General features: G+C 69.2%; 15 protein-coding genes and 1 pseudogene. 5 read left to right on the plus strand and 11 right to left on the minus strand.

What is annotated here, in order from left to right; all coding sequences use genetic code 11:
- Positions 1 to 11 precede the first annotated feature (11 nt).
- From ACZ60X_RS11360 to ACZ60X_RS11380, 5 genes are all read right to left on the minus strand, one after another.
- Positions 12 to 359 (minus strand): L-rhamnose mutarotase, encoded by a 348-nt coding sequence (locus ACZ60X_RS11360; RefSeq protein WP_469596362.1) that lies wholly within the window; start codon positions 357 to 359, stop codon positions 12 to 14.
- The gene (locus ACZ60X_RS11365) at positions 356 to 2,368 is read right to left on the minus strand and encodes a DUF8034 domain-containing protein (RefSeq protein ID WP_469596365.1); all 2,013 of its coding nucleotides are present in this window, start codon (positions 2,366 to 2,368) and stop codon (positions 356 to 358) included. The genes ACZ60X_RS11360 and ACZ60X_RS11365 overlap by 4 nt, the downstream gene beginning before the upstream one ends.
- 67 nt (positions 2,369 to 2,435) lie before the next feature.
- Complete coding sequence (locus ACZ60X_RS11370; RefSeq protein WP_469596367.1) at positions 2,436 to 3,290, minus strand: carbohydrate ABC transporter permease; 855 nt, start codon at positions 3,288 to 3,290, stop codon at positions 2,436 to 2,438.
- Between the two features lie 109 nt (positions 3,291 to 3,399).
- Positions 3,400 to 4,314: a carbohydrate ABC transporter permease gene (locus tag ACZ60X_RS11375; RefSeq protein ID WP_469596370.1), complete on the minus strand. Its 915-nt coding sequence runs from the start codon at positions 4,312 to 4,314 to the stop codon at positions 3,400 to 3,402.
- Complete coding sequence (locus tag ACZ60X_RS11380; RefSeq protein WP_469596372.1) at positions 4,311 to 5,672, minus strand: ABC transporter substrate-binding protein; 1,362 nt, start codon at positions 5,670 to 5,672, stop codon at positions 4,311 to 4,313. The genes ACZ60X_RS11375 and ACZ60X_RS11380 overlap by 4 nt, the downstream gene beginning before the upstream one ends.
- Before the next feature lie 408 nt (positions 5,673 to 6,080).
- Here ACZ60X_RS11380 and ACZ60X_RS11385 point away from each other — a divergent pair, with 408 nt between their 5' ends.
- The 3 genes and pseudogenes from ACZ60X_RS11385 (at position 6,081) to ACZ60X_RS11395 (ending at position 7,536) form a co-directional block, all read left to right on the plus strand.
- On the plus strand, positions 6,081 to 6,848 hold the full coding sequence (locus ACZ60X_RS11385) for a FadR/GntR family transcriptional regulator (RefSeq protein ID WP_469597402.1): 768 nt from the start codon (positions 6,081 to 6,083) through the stop codon (positions 6,846 to 6,848).
- A gap of 66 nt (positions 6,849 to 6,914) precedes the next feature.
- Positions 6,915 to 7,031, plus strand: a pseudogene (locus ACZ60X_RS11390) (hypothetical protein); the annotation flags it as partial.
- Positions 6,979 to 7,536, plus strand: coding sequence for a beta-galactosidase small subunit-related protein (locus ACZ60X_RS11395; protein ID WP_469596374.1), 558 nt, complete (start codon positions 6,979 to 6,981; stop codon positions 7,534 to 7,536). The pseudogene ACZ60X_RS11390 and the gene ACZ60X_RS11395, both read left to right, overlap by 53 nt.
- A 7-nt stretch (positions 7,537 to 7,543) precedes the next feature.
- Here ACZ60X_RS11395 and ACZ60X_RS11400 read toward each other — a convergent pair whose 3' ends face one another.
- A complete protein-coding gene (locus ACZ60X_RS11400; RefSeq protein ID WP_469596377.1) occupies positions 7,544 to 8,500 on the minus strand; it encodes a LacI family DNA-binding transcriptional regulator in 957 nt (318 codons plus the stop codon).
- 504 nt (positions 8,501 to 9,004) lie between these two features.
- Between ACZ60X_RS11400 and ACZ60X_RS11405 the strand changes: the two genes are divergently transcribed.
- Positions 9,005 to 9,409 (plus strand): hypothetical protein, encoded by a 405-nt coding sequence (locus tag ACZ60X_RS11405; protein ID WP_469596380.1) that lies wholly within the window; start codon positions 9,005 to 9,007, stop codon positions 9,407 to 9,409.
- Between the two features lie 475 nt (positions 9,410 to 9,884).
- Here ACZ60X_RS11405 and ACZ60X_RS11410 read toward each other — a convergent pair whose 3' ends face one another.
- From ACZ60X_RS11410 to ACZ60X_RS11430, 5 genes are all read right to left on the minus strand, one after another.
- Entirely contained in the window at positions 9,885 to 11,420 is a 1,536-nt protein-coding gene (locus ACZ60X_RS11410) for a glycoside hydrolase family 43 protein (RefSeq protein ID WP_469596382.1), read from the minus strand.
- 250 nt (positions 11,421 to 11,670) lie between these two features.
- Positions 11,671 to 14,031 (minus strand): beta-xylosidase/alpha-l-arabinosidase, encoded by a 2,361-nt coding sequence (locus ACZ60X_RS11415; RefSeq protein ID WP_469596385.1) that lies wholly within the window; start codon positions 14,029 to 14,031, stop codon positions 11,671 to 11,673.
- 8 nt (positions 14,032 to 14,039) lie between these two features.
- Entirely contained in the window at positions 14,040 to 14,858 is an 819-nt protein-coding gene (locus ACZ60X_RS11420) for a carbohydrate ABC transporter permease (protein WP_469596388.1), read from the minus strand.
- Positions 14,858 to 15,790 carry a carbohydrate ABC transporter permease gene (locus ACZ60X_RS11425; protein ID WP_469596389.1) on the minus strand — a complete coding sequence of 311 codons (933 nt, stop codon included), beginning with the start codon at positions 15,788 to 15,790 and terminating at the stop codon, positions 14,858 to 14,860. The genes ACZ60X_RS11420 and ACZ60X_RS11425 overlap by 1 nt, the downstream gene beginning before the upstream one ends.
- A gap of 9 nt (positions 15,791 to 15,799) precedes the next feature.
- Positions 15,800 to 17,119 (minus strand): ABC transporter substrate-binding protein, encoded by a 1,320-nt coding sequence (locus ACZ60X_RS11430; protein WP_469596391.1) that lies wholly within the window; start codon positions 17,117 to 17,119, stop codon positions 15,800 to 15,802.
- Positions 17,120 to 17,315: 196 nt separating this feature from the next.
- On the opposite strand from ACZ60X_RS11430, the gene ACZ60X_RS11435 reads away from it, so the two are divergent.
- On the plus strand, positions 17,316 to 18,362 hold the full coding sequence (locus ACZ60X_RS11435; RefSeq protein ID WP_469596394.1) for a LacI family DNA-binding transcriptional regulator: 1,047 nt from the start codon (positions 17,316 to 17,318) through the stop codon (positions 18,360 to 18,362).
- Positions 18,363 to 18,614 lie beyond the last annotated feature (252 nt).

The following is an 18,614-nucleotide window of genomic DNA, read 5'->3' on the forward strand; positions in this document are numbered from 1 at the left end:
TGCGGGCCGTGTCAGGCGGTGGCGTCGTCGCCTGGCGGGTTCAGGTGCCAGACCTCGGTGAGTTCCGTCCACTGGCGGGAGTCGCCCCGGTCGGGCCAGGGCTCCTGGCACGGATCGGTGAGTTTCCACCATCGTTGGGTTTCCGGGTCTGCTTCGAGGACGGCCATGTCGGCCTCGAAGTCGTCGCCGTGGTACTCGAAGTAGGCGAACAGCACCTCGCCGTGGAGGAAGATGCTGTAGTTGCGGACGTTCGCCCGGTGCAGCGCGGCTTCGACTCCGGGCCAGACCGCCGAGTGGAGTTCGAGGTACTCCGCGCGGTGCTCGGCTCGGAGCCTGATGGTCTGGGCGACGCGCTTCATGCGGTTTCTCCTTCCGTGCCCGGGGAGGGCCGGCCCGCTGGGGTGTCGAACGGGGTGCGATAGCTGGGGGCGTTGGCGCGCAGCCGGAGGCGAAGGGTGAGCCGGATGCGGGTGGACGCGGGCAGCCGGACCGTCAGGAAGGCACTGTCGCGGACCTGCTCCGTCTCGGTCACGACGGGCGCGCGGTGGCCGTAGTCGTACATGTCCCCGATCCAGCCGTCGTCCTGGCAGGTGGTGTACCGGACGGTGGTGATGGTGTGCTCGGCGAAGGCGCCCGCCTGGACGATCACCGTGCGGTCCGTCTCGGGGGCGAGGTTCACCAGTTCGACGGTGGTCGCCTCCGGGTCGATCGAAGTGACCAGCGCGGCCACGTCCGGCGGCAGGCCGGCACGGCGGGCCTCGGCGTCGTGGTAACGCAGCCGGGCCTGCTGCAGACCGCCCTGGTACAGCACCTGGGGGCCGCCCCAGGTCAGCTGGACGAGGGCCTCGGTGACCACGGGGTTGCACTGCTGCCAGACGTGGATGTCGGCTTCGGGCACGTCCAGGTCGCGGTAGCGGTCGATGCGCCGCAGGCGGTGGCGGACCTGGGCCTGGGCGGCGGCGAGGATCCGCTCGGGATAGCCGGGGTCGTCACCGGCGAGGAAGGCGAACCAGGCCTTCTCGTGCCCGGACTCCTCCTTGGCGCGGAAGGGCCGGACGGTGCGCCAGTCGATGCCGTCGGCCGCACGCAGCCGCTCCAGCCGGGTGCGGTCGGCGTCGGAGGCCGTGTGGTGCCACAGCGCCACCGGGACCGGCGGGGTGGCCGGGTTGTAGTCGAACCAGCCCGAGTCGTTGTGGCGGAACGGCAGGTGCGGTGTGGGGGTGTGGACGTCGGGGCCGAGTTCGACCGCCCACTTGGAGGGAAGGCTGGAGTCCGCCTCGGTGTGGGGCATCACCTTGGCGTGGCCGATGAGGGTGTCGAGTGAGGCCGTGACCATGGAGAGGTAGTCGTCGTCCCCGGTGACCGTGGCCGCCGCGAGCGCCGCCACACACGCCGCGTGGCCCACGCTGTGCCAGCCGTGCGGCCAGGACCAGCCGTAGTGGCCGCCGTACCAGCGGCCCTCCAGCAGGCTGCCGACAACGCCGTCCGGCCCCACGTTGTCCGGGACCAGGCCGCCGTTGGCACGGGTGCGTTCGCGCCATGCGCCGACGTACTCGACGATCCAGTCGCGGTAGCGCTTCTCGCCGGACAGGATCCAGGCGTTGAGGACCAGTCCGGCCGCCGCGAGGTTGACCGCCGTGTCGCCGACACCCGTCCGGTCCCGCATCTGGGCGCCCAGACGCGGGTCCTCGCAGAGGGCGTACGGGCCGCCGTCCGCCTCGGGGATCCAGTCCAGGGGAAAGCCGTAGGTCTCGGCTTCCTTCAGCAGCCAGGGGTAGACGTCGCCGTCGAACAGGCCGGTGCGGTCGGGGTCGCTGCCGTTGTGGGGACGGGTGATGATGCGGTGGGCGGGGTCGTAGTTGCCGTTGGCCGGGTCGACGTACAGCTCGGCGAAGCGCAGGGCGCGCTCACGCCAGCGGTCAGGGGCGGCCATGCACAGGAAGTAGAGCAGGAGCAGGCTCTCGCCCTGGTGGAACCAGTCGTAGCCGCGCTCGTACTCGTCGTGCAGCATGCCCAGCTCGGTGAGCTGGCGGGTCACGCCCTCCCAGTGCCTCTCACTGGCGGGCAGCAGGTCGTCGGCGCCGCCGAGGAGGTACAGCTGGGGCCAGTTGAAGAACACCTCGTAGAAGTCGTCCACACCGTCGCGGGTGGTCAGCCGGCCGCTGTACTTCAGTCGTCCGTCGGGGCCGGTGAAGTCGCGGGCGAAGCGGCGCCATGCGTGGTCGAGGAGGTCGAACAGGGACCGCTGTGCCACGGCCCAGCGGGGTGGTTCGAGCAGCGGCACCCCCGCCTCTATGTCGGGTGGCGCGACCGTGTGGTGGCAGGGGGCGTCCTCGGCCGGGGTGCGGTGGGCAGAGCTGAAGGGCATGGGCAGGACTCCGTTCGGGGCGGATGGCGGGACGGCGCACGCCGGGGACGACGGCCGGGACGGGCCGCTATTCCTTGGTGGCGCCGGCGAGCATCCCGCTGACCAGGAAGCGCTGGGCGAACAGGAAGACGATCAGTACGGGCGTGATGGCCACGAGCGTCGCCAGGGCCAGCTCCGGCCGCTGGATCGCCAGGTCGCCGACGGCCGGGTTGAAGGACGGCACGTTGCTGAGCAGGGTTCCGACTCCCACCTGGATGGGCATCTGGCCGCTCTCGGGGAGCATGACGTACGGCAGGAAGTAGTTGGTCCAGTTGGCGACGAAGCTGAAGAAGCCCACGAGCGCGATGACCGGGGTCGCCAGCGGCAGCGCGATGTGCCAGAAGACGCGGAACTCCGAACAGCCGTCAATCCGTGCCGCGGCCAGCAGGTCCTTCGGCACGGCGGTGGTGAAGTAGATGTACGTCAGGTACACCCCGAACGGGTAGAACGAGTACGGCAGGATGATCGACCACATCGTGCCGATCAGGTGCACCGCGTTGATCTCCAGGAACAGCGGCACCACCAGCGTGGCGTTCGGCATGAGCATCACGACCAGGGTCGCGATCAGCAGGGTGCGCCGACCGCGGAACTCGGTCATCGCCAGGGCGTATCCCGCCGGTATGGCCACGCAGAGGGTGATGGCCAGTGAGATCACCGCGTACAGAGCCGAGTTGCCCAGCCACTGCATGACGGCGTCGTCCTGGAACGCCGTGAGCGCGTCCCAGTTGGCTTTCAGCGCATGCCACGACCCGAAGGACAGCGGGTTGTCGTGGACCAGCTGCTGGTCGGTCTTGGTCGCCGCGAGGACGAGCCACAGCACCGGCAGCACGAAGAAGGCGAGGAACACGGCCAGTACGGAGCCGGTCAGCAGCCGTGATGCCACGCGCCGCTGGGGACGAGGCCGCCGCCCCGGACCCTGGTGCCGCGTTCGGCTCATGACACTTGGTTCTCCTTCCGCATGCGAGGTGGCGAGGACCGGGATGGCAAGGGACTCATTCGGCATCGAAGAACCCCGACCGTGCGACGAAGACTGCGGCGGCCGACACGCTGACGACCAGGAGCTCCACCGAGACCGCGGCGGCGCCGTTGATGTTGTTCATCTGGAAGGCGAAGTCGTAGGTCAGCTGGTTGAGCGAGTAGTCACGTCCGGCCACGCCCACGCTGGCGAGGGAGAGCAACTGCGGCTCCACGAAGAGTTGGGCACCGCCCGCGAATGCCAGGATGACCATGTACACGATCCACTTGCGGAGCATCGGGATCTGTACGTGCCAGGCGGTCTGCCAGGCGCCCGCGCCATCGATGCGCGCGGCTTCCATGACGTCCGTGGGGATGTTGTTGAGCGCGCCGTACATGACGACGATCCAGCCGCCCGCGCCGGTCCAGAACGCGATGATCGTGAACAGCAGGGGCAGGTTGCCGGGCGCGATCACCTCACCGAAGGTGTGGAACCCCAGCGCGTCCAGCAGCGGGCTGACCGGGCTCACCGTCGGGTCGAGCATGAACAGCCACACCAAAACACTGGCGGCGCCGGCGAGCGCTCCGGGGACGTAGTAGAGGAAGCGCAGCGCCTTGCCGGCGGAACCGGAGGCCAGGCGGTGCAGCAGCAGCGCCAGGCCCACCACGAACACCACCAGGGACACCAGCCAGAAGGCCAGGTAGACGGCGACGTGGCTCACGGCGTCCAGGAAGCGGAAGTCCTGTGCCGTGGTGACGAAGTTGGAGACGCCGGTGACCGTGCCCCCGGCGTCGGTGAAGGCGAAGTAGACCGCGTATGCGGTCGGAAGGACGCCGAAGGCGATCAGCAGGAGCACGTAGGCGGCGACGAAGGCCATACCGGCCCGGCTCTGCCGGGCGGCGCCGCCACGGCGTCGGGCAACAGGGCCTGCCGGGGAGTGGGTGAGGGTCACTGGGAGACCTTGTATCCGTTGGACTTGGCGTACTTGACGATGGAGTCCTGCCAGGCCGGCAACATCGAGACGACGGTCTTGCCCTGGGTCAGGCCGGGCTTGACGGTGGCGGCCCAGATCGCCTCCTGGCTGAACTGGCCCGAGCCCCAGCCGGGCCAGACCTGGGAGGAGGCGGCCTTGAGGGCACTCAGGTCACCGTTGTAGTAGCCGGAGGTGCCCTGGCCCTTCAGCCAGATGTCGGCGGCGGGCACGTATGCGGGGAAGCCCGGTGCCTTCTGACCCTGGTAGGCGTTGTCGGTGGTGACCCACTTCAGGAAGTCGGTGGCGGCCTTGACGTGCGCGGAGTGCTGGGACAGCAGCCAGGTGCCGCCGCCGACGTTGCCGGTGGACGGTGAGGTCTCCCCCGTCCACTGCGGGATGGGCGCCGCCGCGATCTGCTTGGCCGGCGTCTTGAAGGTGCCCTCGAACAGCGCGCCGCCGTACCAGGCGGGGCCGGGCATGAGCAGGACCTTGTCGGCCTTGTTCTTGGCGAAGTCGGTGCTGAAGACCCCGGTGGTGGACAGGGACTTGTTCTTGATCAATACGTCCATGAGCCGGGCCATCTTGGTGCAGGACTCGCTGGTGGTGTTCACCGACACGGACTTGGGGCCGGTGATGTGGTTGGCGCCGCACTTGCTCGCCCACAGGTAGATCTCGGGAGTGAAGGAGTCGCCCGCGTCACCGACCAGGTAGCCGGGGTGCTGCTTGGCCACCCTCTCGCCGAGCTGCTGGTACTCCTCCCATGTCGTGGGCACCGTGTAGCCGAACTTCTTCAGCAGCGGCGCGTTGTACCACAGCACCGCCTGCGAGAGGTCGTTGCGCAGGCAGTAGACGGTGCCGTTGACGGTGCAGACGTCGTTGGCGCCCTTGGCGAAACCGGCCAGGGTCGCGGAGGAGATCAGACCCTTGTTGAGCGGCGCCGCGAAGCCCGCGTCGACCGCCCAGGTCACCTCGTTGTTCTGGGAGCTGAACACCACGTCCGGCCAGCTCTTGCCGGTGCGGTTGAACAGCTGGACCTTGGTCTGGAGGTAGTTCGAGCCGTTGGCGTCGCCGTCGTAGCTGACGATGTTCATCTTCACGTCCGGGTGCAGCTTCTGGTACAGCTTCGCGGCGTCCATGCGGGTCGCGTCCACCCAGACCGTCAACGCGCCCTCCTTCTGCGGCACTTGAGCGAAGCCGTCCTTGGTCGTCGTACCCGCGGCGCCGCCGCCGCAGGCGGTCAGGGTCAGCGCCGCGGCGGCCGCGCAGCCGGCCAGCAACGCCGCACGCCCCTTGCCGGACACTCTCCCCTGGCCTGACGAAGGCTTGTCGACGGTCATGTGCCACTCCACTGGTTTCACAAGGCGCCCCGAGCAGATGGGCAGGTGGCGCGAGGATGGGGCGACGCCAGGCCGTACCGGTCGGGCGTCGGGAACCACGGACGGCCGTCCCGTTTGCCGCCGCGGAAGAAATTAGCCGCCTCATTGAGGGGACCGTCAAGGGCTTGTGCAGCCTTCTTCTCAATGATTTGCGCGTGACGTTGGAAACCTGAGGCGAGGAATGGCTGATAAGTCACCGTATATATCGATTACGCCTCCCGTCTTACGAGGTGGATCTTCCCGCAGAATGAGTACGACTCATTGATGCCTGAGATATGATGAGCGTGGCTCTCCACAGTGATCAGCCGCCCCAGTTGCGTCAGCCAGGAGGCAGGACAGGTGAACGACACGCCCGCGGCCCAGCCGGCCATGCCGACGCAGGCACCTCCGGCTGTGACGGAAGCAGTGAACGGCGCGGACGAGCGGCGTGACTACCGGCCCGGTTATGAGGTCGTGGCGGAGCGGATTCTCGAGTTCATCGCCGAGTCGCGTCTGGTGGCGGGTGATCGGCTGCCCACGGAGAACGATCTGGCGCAGAGGCTGAACACCAGCAGGGCCGTCGTGCGGGAGGCCGTGAAGATCCTTTCGGCGCTCGGCCGGGTCCGGGCGCACAAGGGGCGCGGACTGTTCGTGGCGGACGACGAGGGCATGCTCATCACCAGCCGCTGGGGCGGCTTCTTCCGCCCCGTCGACCTCGATCACGTGCTCATGCTGTTCGAGTTCCGCAGGGTTCAGGAGATGGCCGCGAGCAGTCTGGCCGCCACCCGTGCCACGCCCGCCGAGCTGCGGACCATCGAGGTGGCCATGCAGCAGTGCCGGCACGGGTTCGTCCACGGTCAGGTCGACGAGTTCAACCAGGCGGACGAGGACTTCCACATGGGCGTCGCGGCCGCCTCGCACAACACCTTCCTCGTCAGCGCCGTGCGCGATGCGCGACGACTGCAGCGACAGTCGAGTGCGATCGGGATCCACGACAAACTGGGCGAGGGCACCGAGTCGGCCGTCGAGGAGCATGAGGCGATCTACCGGGCCATCCGAGACGGCCTTCCGGACGAAGCGGCCCAGGCCACGGCCGCGCATCTCGACAGGACGCTCGAGGACTACCGGCGGGAGATCCAGCGGCGCCTGTTCGGTTAGGTGACTGACGTGATCGTGGGGCAGTGACCACAACCCCGATGGCCCGAGCCGTTTGTCGGCAGCACGGCCGTGCCAGGGCGCGGCGCCAAACCGATCACCGATCTCGACATCGTGGTGTCCAGGAGCCGACATGCCCGTGTCGAGGGCTCCCCCCGCCCTGTACGACGACGTACCCGCGCCTGAGCGCGCACTCCTAGCGGTGCCGGTGCGACGAACACCGCATGCCCTCCCTCGCCGCGTCGGACTGGACATCGTTCCGCCCGTGACAGCGACGGCACTGACCTGGTACGGCGGCGGCTCGGGCGAGGCGTACCCCGACACGTGCGCCGCCGCCCGGATCGGGCGTTTCACCGCCCGCGTCGAGGACCTTCAGACCCCCTACGTCTTCGCGCAGGACAACGGCAGCAGGACGGGTGTGCGGTGGGCCGAGCTGCACGGCGGACCGGCCGGCAGCAGTCTGCGGGTGAGTGGTCCCGAACCCTTCTCGCTCGCGGTGCGACCCTGGTCCGCCGCAGCACTGGACCGGGCCGGGCACACCACGGACCTGCGTCCCGACGGGTACCTGCACCTGGCGCTCGACGCGGCACAGCACGGCATCGGCAGCGCTTCCTGCGGGCCCGGCGTACGGCCCGCCCATCGGCTCACCGCGGGAGCGATGTCCTTCGCCGTGGAACTGCTCGCCGGTTGACCGTGTCTCAGGCCGGCTCGACAGCCGGCGGTGCGACCGACTCCCGCACCATGAGATGCGTTCCCAGCACGACGTGGTCGACGTCCTGGCGCGCCGCGGGGTCGAGTTCCATGACGTGTCGGACGGCGGCCCGGCCGAGCTCCCGGTAGGGAACGTGCACGGTGGTCAGCCGGGGGGTCATGTCGATCGCCATCGGGATGTCGTCGTAGCCGACCACGGAGACGTCCTCGGGAACCTTCCTGCCCTGCTCGCGCAGGACCTGCATGCACCCTGCCGCGGTCATGTCGGAGGCGGTGAAGACGGCGGTGAACGCGACCTGGCGGGCGAGGACCTCCCGCATCGCGCGCACGCTCGCCGCGCGGCTGAAGTCGACGACCACCTGCAACGCGGGGTCCGGTTCGATGCCGAAGGAGGTCAGCGCCCGCAGGTACCCGGCGAACCGTGCCTCCGAGGTGGTGTATCCCTCTCCCTTGCCGACGAAGAGAATCCGCCGGTGGCCCTGCGAGAGCAGATGGGCGGTGGCCGCGTAGGCGCCCGCCTCGTTGTCGTAGTCGATGACGGTCACCGGCAGCGGCTCCCTGGGCGGTGGGCAGCCGCACAGCACCAGTCGGGAGCCGGCCGCGGCAAGGGATCGGGCGTAGGCCACCAGTCGGTCGTGCGCCTCCTCGTCGTTGTCGGTCCCGCCGATGAGGATCACCGCCTCGGCACCCTGCGCACGCATGAGGTCGATGACCTCCGACCGGCGCTCCTGGCTGCCGTTCGTGGTGCAGACGACGCACAGCCGGCCGTGGCGGGCGGCCTCCTCCTCGACTCCGGCCGCGGCTTCGGCGAAGGACGGCCCGGTGATGTCGTGCAGGACGAAGGCGATGGTGCGGCTGGCACCCGCCTGCAGGGCCCGGGCCTGGGCGTTGACGACGTCGTCGAGCTGGCGGACTGCGCGCATCACCCGGTTCTTCGTGGTCACGGAGATGGTCGATCCGTTGCTTGATCCGCCGCCGCAGGTACCGACGCGTTCGCCGCAGGGCACCTGCTCGCACCGAACCCCTCCTTTGCATCCTCGCCCAAGGAAGAAGGTGCTCTCTGTGAATCCGACTCCAGCCGTCGCAGGCGCTCGCGTCCGACGACTCGGCGCGTTCGCCGCAGCGCTCCTGCTCGTCACCGGACTCCTCTTCGCGGCAGCCCGGCCGGCCGCCGCGCAGGATCTCGGTACGTGTGCCGTGACGTTCCAGTCCAGAGTCAGCGCGCAGGGGTTTGTCCACCCCGGCGTCGGCCTGACCGAGCCGATCCTGGACAATGCCCGTCGGCAGATCGCCGCCGGCGCCGAACCCTGGACCTCGTCCCTTCACGCGATGCAGCAGTCGTCAGCGGCCGGGACCGGCGTGACGTCGTCGAACCGGAGCAGCGCCGACCCGAGCAAGCCTGCCTCCGACGCGTTCAAGCCAGGGCTTCAACGGCCGCTTCATCGCCGGTGTACACCCAGGCGGTCAACCTCTCCCACACCTTCGACTTCGGGCCCGACTTCCGGGTCTCGGCGACCCGCTTCGGATTCCAGAGCAACATCTTCGCCGACCGGCTCGCGAACTCCACCGTCTACGGCTCGAACGACGGCAAGAACTGGACCCGGCTGACCCCGGGCGTGACCCAGTTCACCCAGGACTTCAACACGCTTGACGTCGACCCGGCTCTGCGCAACGCGCAATTCCGCTACCTCAAGGTCCAGATGCTCAAACCCCTGCCCGACGTGCTCTACGGCATCGTCCGCAACCTGTTCGAGATGACCGAGTTCCACGTCTACGGCGAACGCCACGAGATCGGCAACCCGGTCAAGGCGACCTCGATCGCCTCACCCCAGGCCGTCGCGGGTAGATCATGACGAGCGGCACACCGTCGACCGCGCACGGCCCGGTGTCCGATGACTTCGCCGTGGGTGCCGTGGACCTTCGCCCGCCGCAGCGGGACCCAGGCGGCGAAGGCGGAGTTCAGCTCCTCGATGGAGGAGAAGGCCCGCCCGGCCAGGACGCGGTCGCGGACGATGTTCACCTGCCGCTCGACCCGGCCCTTGCCCTGCGGGCGGTAGGCGGCCACCACACGCGCGTGAGTACCACAGCGTCATGTGGAAGGAGTAGACCTTCGCGATGCCAACATGGGCAAGGACCTTGCCCGCGTCTCCCCGGTCGACCTGGGCTGAGCACCCCGGGACGACCTCAAACCGCTGGTGAGCGTGGCGAGGCCGTCCCACGGTGCGCTCGCGGAGTACGTCGGCCACTCCGTTCGGCGGGCGGTCTCGCCACATGTCGCGTGCGGCGCCCGCACCGACGCAGGTGTCGCACGCGGCCGAAGGCCGAGCGTCAAGCGGAGGGCGCCGAGGCCGGGGTGTACTCGTACCAGTCGAAGGCGACCGTGCCCTCGGTGGCGTACATCCCGACAACGCGGCCGGTGAAGCCGCCGGCGACCTCGGTGGACAGGTAGCGCCCGTCCAGTTCGACGAGTGGCTGGGCGTCCGGGGCGTCGGGGTCGCCGAGCCAGAAGGCGATGGTGTCGGGGCCGGTGGTCCCGCCATCGGTGAGTTCGGGTGACGCGGGTACAAGGTCGGACGTGCGGATCGCGACGGTGAGGGTCAGCGGCCCGGACGGGACCGGTCGGCTGGCCACGGTCTGGCGCAGCGGACCGATCCGGGCGACGACGCCGGCCTCTCCGTTTCCGACCTCCAGTTCGTAGTGGTGGGCTTCGTCCAGGCGCACGCTGAGGCCGCCGCGTCCCGTACCCGGGTCGATCGCGGCGGTGACGCGGCAGTCGTCGTGTTGCTGGCGGCGTCCGACGAAGGTGTACCCGGGGCGGTCGAGGGTGGCGCCGGTGGCTCTGAGAGTCAGCCAGCCAGGGCGCTCGGTGAGCGACCAGCAGCCCTCTGGGCGGGTGAATGGCGAGACCCAGTGCGGCCCGAGGGCGGACTCGTCGAAGTCCTCGCGGGAGGGCAGGGGTGGAACGGGGTGCCAGGCACCGCCTGGGGCCGCGTGACTCTCGGGAACGGGCGCGACGACGGGCCAGCCGTCCTCGTCCCACTCGACGGGTGTCAGGAACGTCTCGCGGCCGAGCACGTGCACGTCGGGTGTGAAGCCGCGGGGACGGACGCCGAGCAGCACCATCCACCAACTGCCGTCGACAGCCTGCACCAGGTCGGCGTGGCCGGTGTTCTGGATGGAGCGGGCGGTACCGCTGTGGGACAGCAGGGGGTTGGCGGGTGCGCCTTCCCAGGGGCCGCGCGGCGAGCGGCCGCGGGCGATGGACACACTGTGGCCGCGTTCGGTGCCGCCTTCCGCGATCAGCAGGTACCACCAGTCCCCGATGCGGTAGAGATGCGGCGCCTCAGGGTACTTGAGGCCGCTGCCCGACCACGTGGCGAACGGCCCCTCCAGCACCTCCCCCTTGACCGGGTCGATCCTGGCCATGTTGATGCCGCCTTCGGGCCCGGAGAAGGCGCACCAGCAGGTGCCGTCCTCCTCCCAGGCCAGATCGGGGTCGATCCCGCTCAGGTCGATCCACACCGGGTCGCTCCACGGCCCCTCGGGCCGCTCGGCCGAGACGACGAAGTTGCCGCCGCCGTCGACATTGGTGTTGATGACCCAGTAACGGCCGTCGTGGTGGCGGATCGTGGGGGCGTAGAGGCCGCCGGACGCCTTGGCACCGGGCAGAGGCAGCGGCAGTTGCTCGGGCCGGTCGAGCACGTTGCCGATGTGCTCCCAGTGCACGAGGTCCTTGCTGTGGAAGAGCGGAAGCCCGGGGAAGTACTCGAAGCTTGAGCACACCAGGTAGTAGTCGTCACCGACCCGGCACACGCTCGGATCGGGGTGGAACCCGCTGATCACAGGGTTGTCGTACGTACGCACAGAATGTGTTCCTTTCGGGCCGCCGGGCGCCGTGGAGCGAGTCCGAGAGGTGCCGCGACTGCTGGTCGCAGGTTCACCGGGTTGAGTCCGCGTCAGTTCGGAAAGCCGGTCACAGCGCTGCGGCTGGAGGGGGCGGCCCCCTCCAGCCCGCGCCTGGCCCGCGTGTGTCCAACTGAGGTGGACGTACCCTGCGGTGCTTCGAGCAGGTGCTCCCGCACAGGTCGGTGTACACGCGCGGCCTCTCGTTGCGTCAGCGGGGCTCGACGGTGACGACGGGGTGCAGCCTGCGGGTGTGGTCGACCTCTCGGACCGGGCCGGTCAGGTGCAGCGGGACCGTGATGCGGTGGTCGGTGCTGCTGGCGGAGATCCGCAGCTCCAGCTCGCCGGGTTCGACGATGCGACGGCCTCCGCGGCCGGTGAAGGAGGCCAGGTCCGCGGGCAGTTCCAGGAGAACCCGGCAGACTCCCCGGGTTCCGAGCGGGAGACGCCGGTAGCCGACGAGGCGCTGCACCGGCTGGACCACGGAGGCCACCGGGTCGTGCAGGTAGAACTGCACCACCTCGCAGCCTGGGCGTTCGCCGGTGTTGCGGACCTCGAAGGCGATCCGGAAGCTGCCGTCGGTGCCGGTCTCCGCGACGCTGACGTCGAGCGCGGACCACTCGAATTCCGTGTAGCCGAGCCCGTGGCCGAACCCGTAGGCCGCGCTGGTGCTGGTGCTGGACACGTCGCTGTCCTGGGCCAGCCGGGCGGCCAGGTAGGTGGAGGGCTGGACACCCTTGTGCCGCGGCACACTCACGGGCAACCGTCCGGAGGGGTTCACCCGTCCGCTGAGCACGCCGGCGATCGCCTCGGTGCCCGCCTCCCCGGGGAAGAAGGACTGCAGGATCGCCGCCGCCTCCGTCTCGGCGCGACCCAGCGCGTAAGGGCGGCCCGCCAGCATGACGAGCACCACGGGCGTGCCGGCATCCAGCAGGGCGTCGAGCAACTGCTCCTGCACGCCAGGCAGTTGCATCGACTCGACGTCACACCCCTCGCCGCTGGTGCCGCGGCCGAACAGGCCGGCACGGTCCCCGAGCGCGAGCACCACGACGTCGGCGACGCGGGCCGCCGCGACCGCCTCGGCGAAGCCGGCCGTGCTGTCCCCGTCGACCGTCGCACCAGGCGCGGAGAAGATCTCGGCGTCCGGGAACTCGGCCGCCAAGGTCTCACGCAGCGTGGGCAGTGCGATGCCGGTCGGGACCTTTGGGTGGTGTGAGCCGACGTGCACGGGGAAGGAGTAGCAGCCCAGCACCGCCGTCGGGGTGTCGGCGTTGGGGCCGATCAGCGCGATCCGGCGGGGGCGGCCGAGCGGCAGCGTGCCGTCGTTGCGCAGCAGCACGACGGCCTGCTCCGCCAGCTCGCGCGCCAGCAGCCGGTTGGCCGGGGGGTCCAGGTCGACGCTGCCGCGCAGCGCCTCGGGATCGGTCGGATTCCCTCCGCAGAGCGCCGGCGGAAGCGGGTTCCAGTCAGGGTCGAGCAGGCCTAGCTGCGCCTTCTGGATGAGGACCCGGCGCAGGGCGCGATCGATCAGTTCCTCAGGGACGGTGCCGGCCTCGACCGCGTCGAGCAGCGGCTGTCCGAATGTCTTGACGGTCGGCAGCTCGACGTCGACGCCGCTGGCTAGGGCGAGCCCGGCAGCCTCGTCCCAGCTTCCGGCGACACCGTGCAGGAGCTTGAGGAAGGCGATGCCGAAGTAGTCCGCCACCACCGTCCCGTCGAAGCCCCAGGTGTCCCGGAGCAGACCGGTGAGCAGTTCCTGGTCGGCGGCCGAGGGGATGCCGTCGGTGTCGGTGTAGGCGTGCATGACCGAGCGCGGTCGGCCCTCGCGTAGCGCCATCTCGAACGGGGGAAGGATGACGTCGGCGCGCTCACGGGCGCCCATGGTGACCGGTGCGAGGTTGCGGCCGGCCCGCGAGGCGGAGTAGCCGGCGAAGTGCTTGAGCGTGGCGACGATCCCGGCGGACTCCAGGCCCTGCACGTAGGCGGTGGCGATGGTGCCGACCAGGTACGGGTCCTCGCCGATGGTCTCCTCGACGCGGCCCCAGCGGGCGTCGCGCACCACGTCGAGCACGGGCGCGAGGCCCTGGTGGACGCCGACGGCGCGCATGTCGGTCCCGATGGCGGTGGCCATGGTGCGCACCAGCTCGGGGTTGAAGGTCGCTCCCCAGGACAGCGGGACCGGGTAGGCGGTCGCCCCCCAGGCCGCGAACCCGGCCAGGCACTCCTCGTGGGCGATCGCGGGTATGCCGAATCGGTTGGCGGCGGCGATGCGCTGCTGGGAGCGGGCGAGGGAGAGCGCACCGACGGCGGCGTCCACGGGAACGGTACCGAAGGGCCGGGTCAGCTGGCCCAGACCGTGCGGCAGCAGCTCGTCCAGGTCCGGCGGCTCCTCCATCTCGTGCTGATGCGGGGCGACCTCGCCGCCCTCGTCGGAGGCGCCCACCCAGACGCCGACCAACTGCGCTGTCTTCTCCCGCAGGGTCATCGCCGCGATCAGGGCGTCGGCCCTGATCGCGGGGTCGAGCGAGACGTCCCGCCACACAGGGGTGGCGAACTCGACGGTGGGGTTCATGTCGCCGGTCACTTTCCTCCGACCCCCATGAGCCCCTGGACCAGGGCGCGGCGGGCGAACAGGTAGACGATGAAGATGGGGAGCATGGACAGCACCACGGCACTGAGCAGTCCGGGGACGTCGACGCCGTGTTCGGTCTGGAAGTTGTACAGACCGAGGGTGATCACCTTGGTCGAGTCCGACTGGGTCAGGATCAGCGGGAAGAGGAAGCCGTTCCAGGCCTGCAGGGCCGAGAAGACGACGATGGAGGAGAGCCCGCCTTTCGACAGCGGCAGCACCAGCTGCCTGAAGACCCGCCCCGGGGAGGCTCCGTCCATCGCCATGGCTTCGTACAGGTCGGGGGTGATGTCGCGCATCGCTCCGGTCAGCACCAGGGTGCACACCGGCAGCGAGAACGCGGCGGTGGGCAGGATGACGCCGAGCAGGTGGTCGTAGAACCCGGCCTGGCTGATCACGTAGAACATCGGCACGATCACCGCCTGCGCGGGGACCGCGAGTCCCAGCAGGAAGACCCGGAACACGACGGTGATGGTCCGGCCCTGGGCGCGCACGATGGCGTAGGCGAGCGGCGGCACCACCAGCAGCACGATGCCGACGACGCTGACCGTGACGATCAGGGTGTTGAGGAAGTCCTGGCCGAAGCCGTTGGAGAACGCGTTGAAGTAGTTGCTCAGGGTCAGCTGCGACGGAAAGCTCAGCGGGCCCTGGCTGGAGTAGTTGGAGGTGGTGCGCAGGGTCGCCATCAGCAGCACGTAGAGCGGCAGACCGATCAGAGCGAGCCATATCAGGGAGCCCAGTCCGGCAAGGTAGTTGGGGCGCTGGCGCATCAGATCCCCTCCGCCGTGCTGCGCATCTTGTCGTAGCCGGAGAGCCGGACCACGGCCAGGGAGATGAGGGTGGCGACCACGACCAGGACCAGCGCGATGGCCGAGCCGGCGCCGAAGTCGAATTCCTTGAAGCCCTGCTCGTACATGTAGTAGGCGCTGACCGTGGTGTCGGTGCCGGGGCCACCCTGGGTGAGGATCAGCACGGTGTCGAAGGTGGTGAGCCCCCCGACGACCATGAGGATCATCGAGGTGATCATGGTGTTGCGCAGTTGCGGCAGGGTGATGTGGAAGAACTGCCGCACGGTGCCGGCCCCGTCGATCGCCGCGGCCTGGTAGAGCACCTGCGGAACCGCGCGGGCGCCGCCCTGGTAGAGCAGCGCGTGCAGGGGGGTGAACTGCCACATTCCGACGAAGGTCAGCACCGCGATCGAACCGGCCTGGCTGCCGAGCAGGTTGCCGTTGCCGAACAGCCAGGGAAGCTGGCCCGGGATGCCGAAGTTGGGGTCGAGCAGGGCGCGCCACAGCACCGAGACCGCGGTCGCCGAGAGCAGCAGGGGGACGAAGAAGATCGCGGACAGCACGGCCCGGTTGCGCTGGGGTCCGGCCGCCCAGACGCCCAGCAGGATGCTGACGGGCGTCTGCGTCACGACCCCGAGCACCGTGAGCACGACGGTCAGCCAGATGCTCTGGGTCATCACCGGGTCGTGGATCAGCTTGGTCCAGTTCGCCAGGCCGTTGAAGTGCGGCGAGGTGACGCCGTCCCAGCTGGTGAAGGACAGCACCGCGACCAGCACCAGCGGGAGGAGCGCGAAGAGCAGGAAGAAGACGGTCGCGGGTATCGCCCAGGCGAAGCCCGGGCGGGTCACCCCGACGCCGGCCCGGCGCGCCTTGAGCCGGCGGCCGGACACGGCTGCGAGAGAAAGTGAGCTCATCGGTCCTACTCAGGAGTTGGACAGCGACTGCATCGCCTGGATGAAGCCGCCCGCGTCGGTTTTGCCGTCGAAGAACTTCTGAATGGCCGTGTGGAGCGGCGTGGCCGCCGCCGGCGGGTAGGCCTGGTCCCAGGACAGCTGGAACGACGGTGCCGCCTTGACCAGGTCGTACTGGAACTTCGAGTAGTCAGGACTGGCCGAGGTGGACAGGAAGTTGGCGGTGTTGGTGGTGGTCGGCAGGTTGCCGATGGCGAGCTGGGCCTTCACGAACTCGTCGGAGTACATGAGCTTGAGGAAGGCCGCCACGGCGTCGGGGTGCCGGGTCTTCTTCACGACGGAGTAGAAGTTGTTGGTGTTGCCGACGACGTCCTTCTGGTCGCCCTTACCGCCGCTGACGGTCGGGAAGGCGCTGTAACCGAGGTCGTTCTTGGCGAAGTCGGGGTTGTTGGACTGCTGGGTGGAGTACTCCCAGGAACCCATCAGCTCGAAGGCGGCCTTGCCCTTGGCCAGCAGTGCCGGGGACCCGCCGTCGGTGAACTTCACCGAGTCGAAGTTGCTGCCGAATGCGCCGGCGTCGATCAGCTGCTTCAGCATGCCCAGAGCCTTCTGGCTGTCCGGGCCGACCCACGCGCTCTTGTCACCTGCGAGCGCCTTCTGGAACAGGCCCGGTCCGGCGACCCGGTCGAAGACGTACTCGAACCACATGAGACTGGGCCACTGGTCGCCGCCGCCGAGCGCGATCGGGGTCAGGCCCTTGGCCTTGAGCACCTTGACGTCGTTGATCAGGTCGTCCCAGGTCCGCGGGACGCTCAGGCCGGCGCTCGCCAGGACCTTCTTGTTGTTGAAGAGCAGCACGGGCTGCGTTCCGCGCATCGGGACACCGTAGGACTTGCCGTCGACCACCGCGGTGTTGAACACCGAGGGGAGGAAGTTGGACTTGAGCCCCGGGTCCTTGGCGATCATGTCGTCCAGGGGGAGCAGGAGGTTCTTCCTGGCGAAGGGTGCGATGCTGCCGCCGCCCCAGTTGAAGAAGATGTCCGGGGCCTGCGGGGTGTTGATGATCGTGTTGAGCTTTTGCTGGTAGTCGGCGCCCGGGATGGTGTCCAGCACGGCCTTGACCTTCGAGGTCTTGTTGAACGTGTCGACCATCTGCTTCTCGACCTTGTTCGCGGCGTCCCCGTAGACGAGGACGCGGATCGTCCCGGAGTTGGAGCCGCCGCTGGACCCGCACGCGGCGGTCAGACCGAGCACCAGCGCGGTCGTTGCCGCTACCGCGGCGAATCTGTTCCGGGTCGCACCGTTGTGAACGGTCACGCGAAGAAAGCCCATGGCTCGCCATCCGTCGATAGTTTCGAAGCAGGTACCGAATGATGCGGGAAACCTAGGCGCAACATCGACCCTCGTCAAGGAGTTGGTCGGTCCGTCTCGACCGGCACGTACGGGCGAGGTCCTGACCAGCTAGCATCCGTACCGTCAGGCGCGAGGGCTTCGTACTTCGCACACCCGGGGCAGCACAGGAGGGGTCGTGGCCAGAGCGGCAACACTCGCCGAAATCGCGCGCGAAGCGGGGGTGTCCACGCCGACTGTTTCGAAAGTCCTCAACGGCCGCGAGGACGTCGCCTCCGCCACCCGGAAGCGAGTGGAGGAGCTGCTGCATCAGTACGGCTACCAGCGGCGACGCAGCAACAGCGCCACGTCCGGCCCATTGCTGGAGCTGGTGTTCCACGAGTTCGAGAGCGCCTGGGCGATGGAGGTCATCCGCGGGGTCGAGAACGTCGTCCGCGAGGAGGGAATGAGCGTCGTCCTGTCAGAGTCCTCGGGCCAGCTCAGCCTTGGGCAGTCCTGGATGGACGGGGTGCTCGCCCGCCGCCCCACGGGCGTGGTCCTGGTGCTGTCCGGGCTCGACAAGGCCCAGCAGGCGGAGCTGACCAGTCGCGACATCCCGTTCGTGGTGATGGACCCGGCAGGGGACCCCGGTCCGGACATGCCGGCGGTCGGGACGACCAACTGGAACGGCGGCCTTGCCGCCACCCGCCACCTGCTCGACCTGGGCCACCGGCGCATCGGCATGATCGCCGGACCACGGCGAATGATGTGCAGCCGCGCCCGGATTGACGGCTATCGGGCCGCGCTGGAGACGGCCGCCATCGCCTTCGATCCCGAACTGATCCGCGAGGGCGACTTCCACCACGAAACCGGCTACCAGGTGGGCCTGGAGCTGCTCAGCCTCAAGGACCGGCCCACGGCGATCTTCACCGGCAACGACCTGCAGGCGCTCGGCCTCTACGAGGCCGCACGGGAGTTGGGCCTTTGCATCCCGGAGGATCTCAGCGTCGTCGGCTTCGACGACCTGCCCATCGCCCGCTGGGTCGGTCCACCCCTGACCACCGTCCGCCAGCCGCTGACCGAGATGGCCGAGGTCGCCGCGCGCATGGTGATCGGCCTTGCCCGCGGCAACCCACCGTCCGCGCTGCGCGTGGACCTGGCCACCAGCCTGATCGAGCGCAGCAGCACAGCCCGGCCCCCGGCCGCCACTGAGCGCCGGCACCTTCGAAATTTCGAAAGCGCGTGACGCATCGCTCCGGGTGCGTACCGCGAGCCCTGGGTCATTCCTGCTCCTTCCGCACTTGGCAGCCGTGGCCGTCGGAGCCGCGTCTGAACGCCTGCCGACGCCGCGGGCGGCGGACGACCCGTGGTGGTACGTCTGGCCGTGCGAAGGTTCCGGAGCCAGGAGACACAACTGGTGGCGATCGCCCGCCTCCTGGCCGGGCGAACCGGAGCCCGCCTCACCCACATGCTGCACTGCCGGGTCAGCCCCGACACG

Source organism: Streptomyces sp. NPDC104106, assembly GCF_055584345.1.

Bases quoted from the DNA above. Each gene is read 5' to 3' on its own strand.
- ACZ60X_RS11380 (WP_469596372.1), bottom strand. From the start codon at position 5,672: ATGACCGTCGACAAGCCTTCGTCAGGCCAGGGGAGAGTGTCCGGCAAG.
- ACZ60X_RS11415 (WP_469596385.1), bottom strand. From the start codon at position 14,031: ATGAACCCCACCGTCGAGTTCGCCACCCCTGTGTGGCGGGACGTCTCG.
- ACZ60X_RS11395 (WP_469596374.1), top strand. From the start codon at position 6,979: ATGCCCGTGTCGAGGGCTCCCCCCGCCCTGTACGACGACGTACCCGCG.
- ACZ60X_RS11385 (WP_469597402.1), top strand. From the start codon at position 6,081: ATGCCGACGCAGGCACCTCCGGCTGTGACGGAAGCAGTGAACGGCGCG.
- ACZ60X_RS11365 (WP_469596365.1), bottom strand. From the start codon at position 2,368: ATGCCCTTCAGCTCTGCCCACCGCACCCCGGCCGAGGACGCCCCCTGC.
- ACZ60X_RS11430 (WP_469596391.1), bottom strand. From the start codon at position 17,119: ATGGGCTTTCTTCGCGTGACCGTTCACAACGGTGCGACCCGGAACAGA.
- ACZ60X_RS11420 (WP_469596388.1), bottom strand. From the start codon at position 14,858: ATGCGCCAGCGCCCCAACTACCTTGCCGGACTGGGCTCCCTGATATGG.
- ACZ60X_RS11360 (WP_469596362.1), bottom strand. From the start codon at position 359: ATGAAGCGCGTCGCCCAGACCATCAGGCTCCGAGCCGAGCACCGCGCG.
- ACZ60X_RS11425 (WP_469596389.1), bottom strand. From the start codon at position 15,790: ATGAGCTCACTTTCTCTCGCAGCCGTGTCCGGCCGCCGGCTCAAGGCG.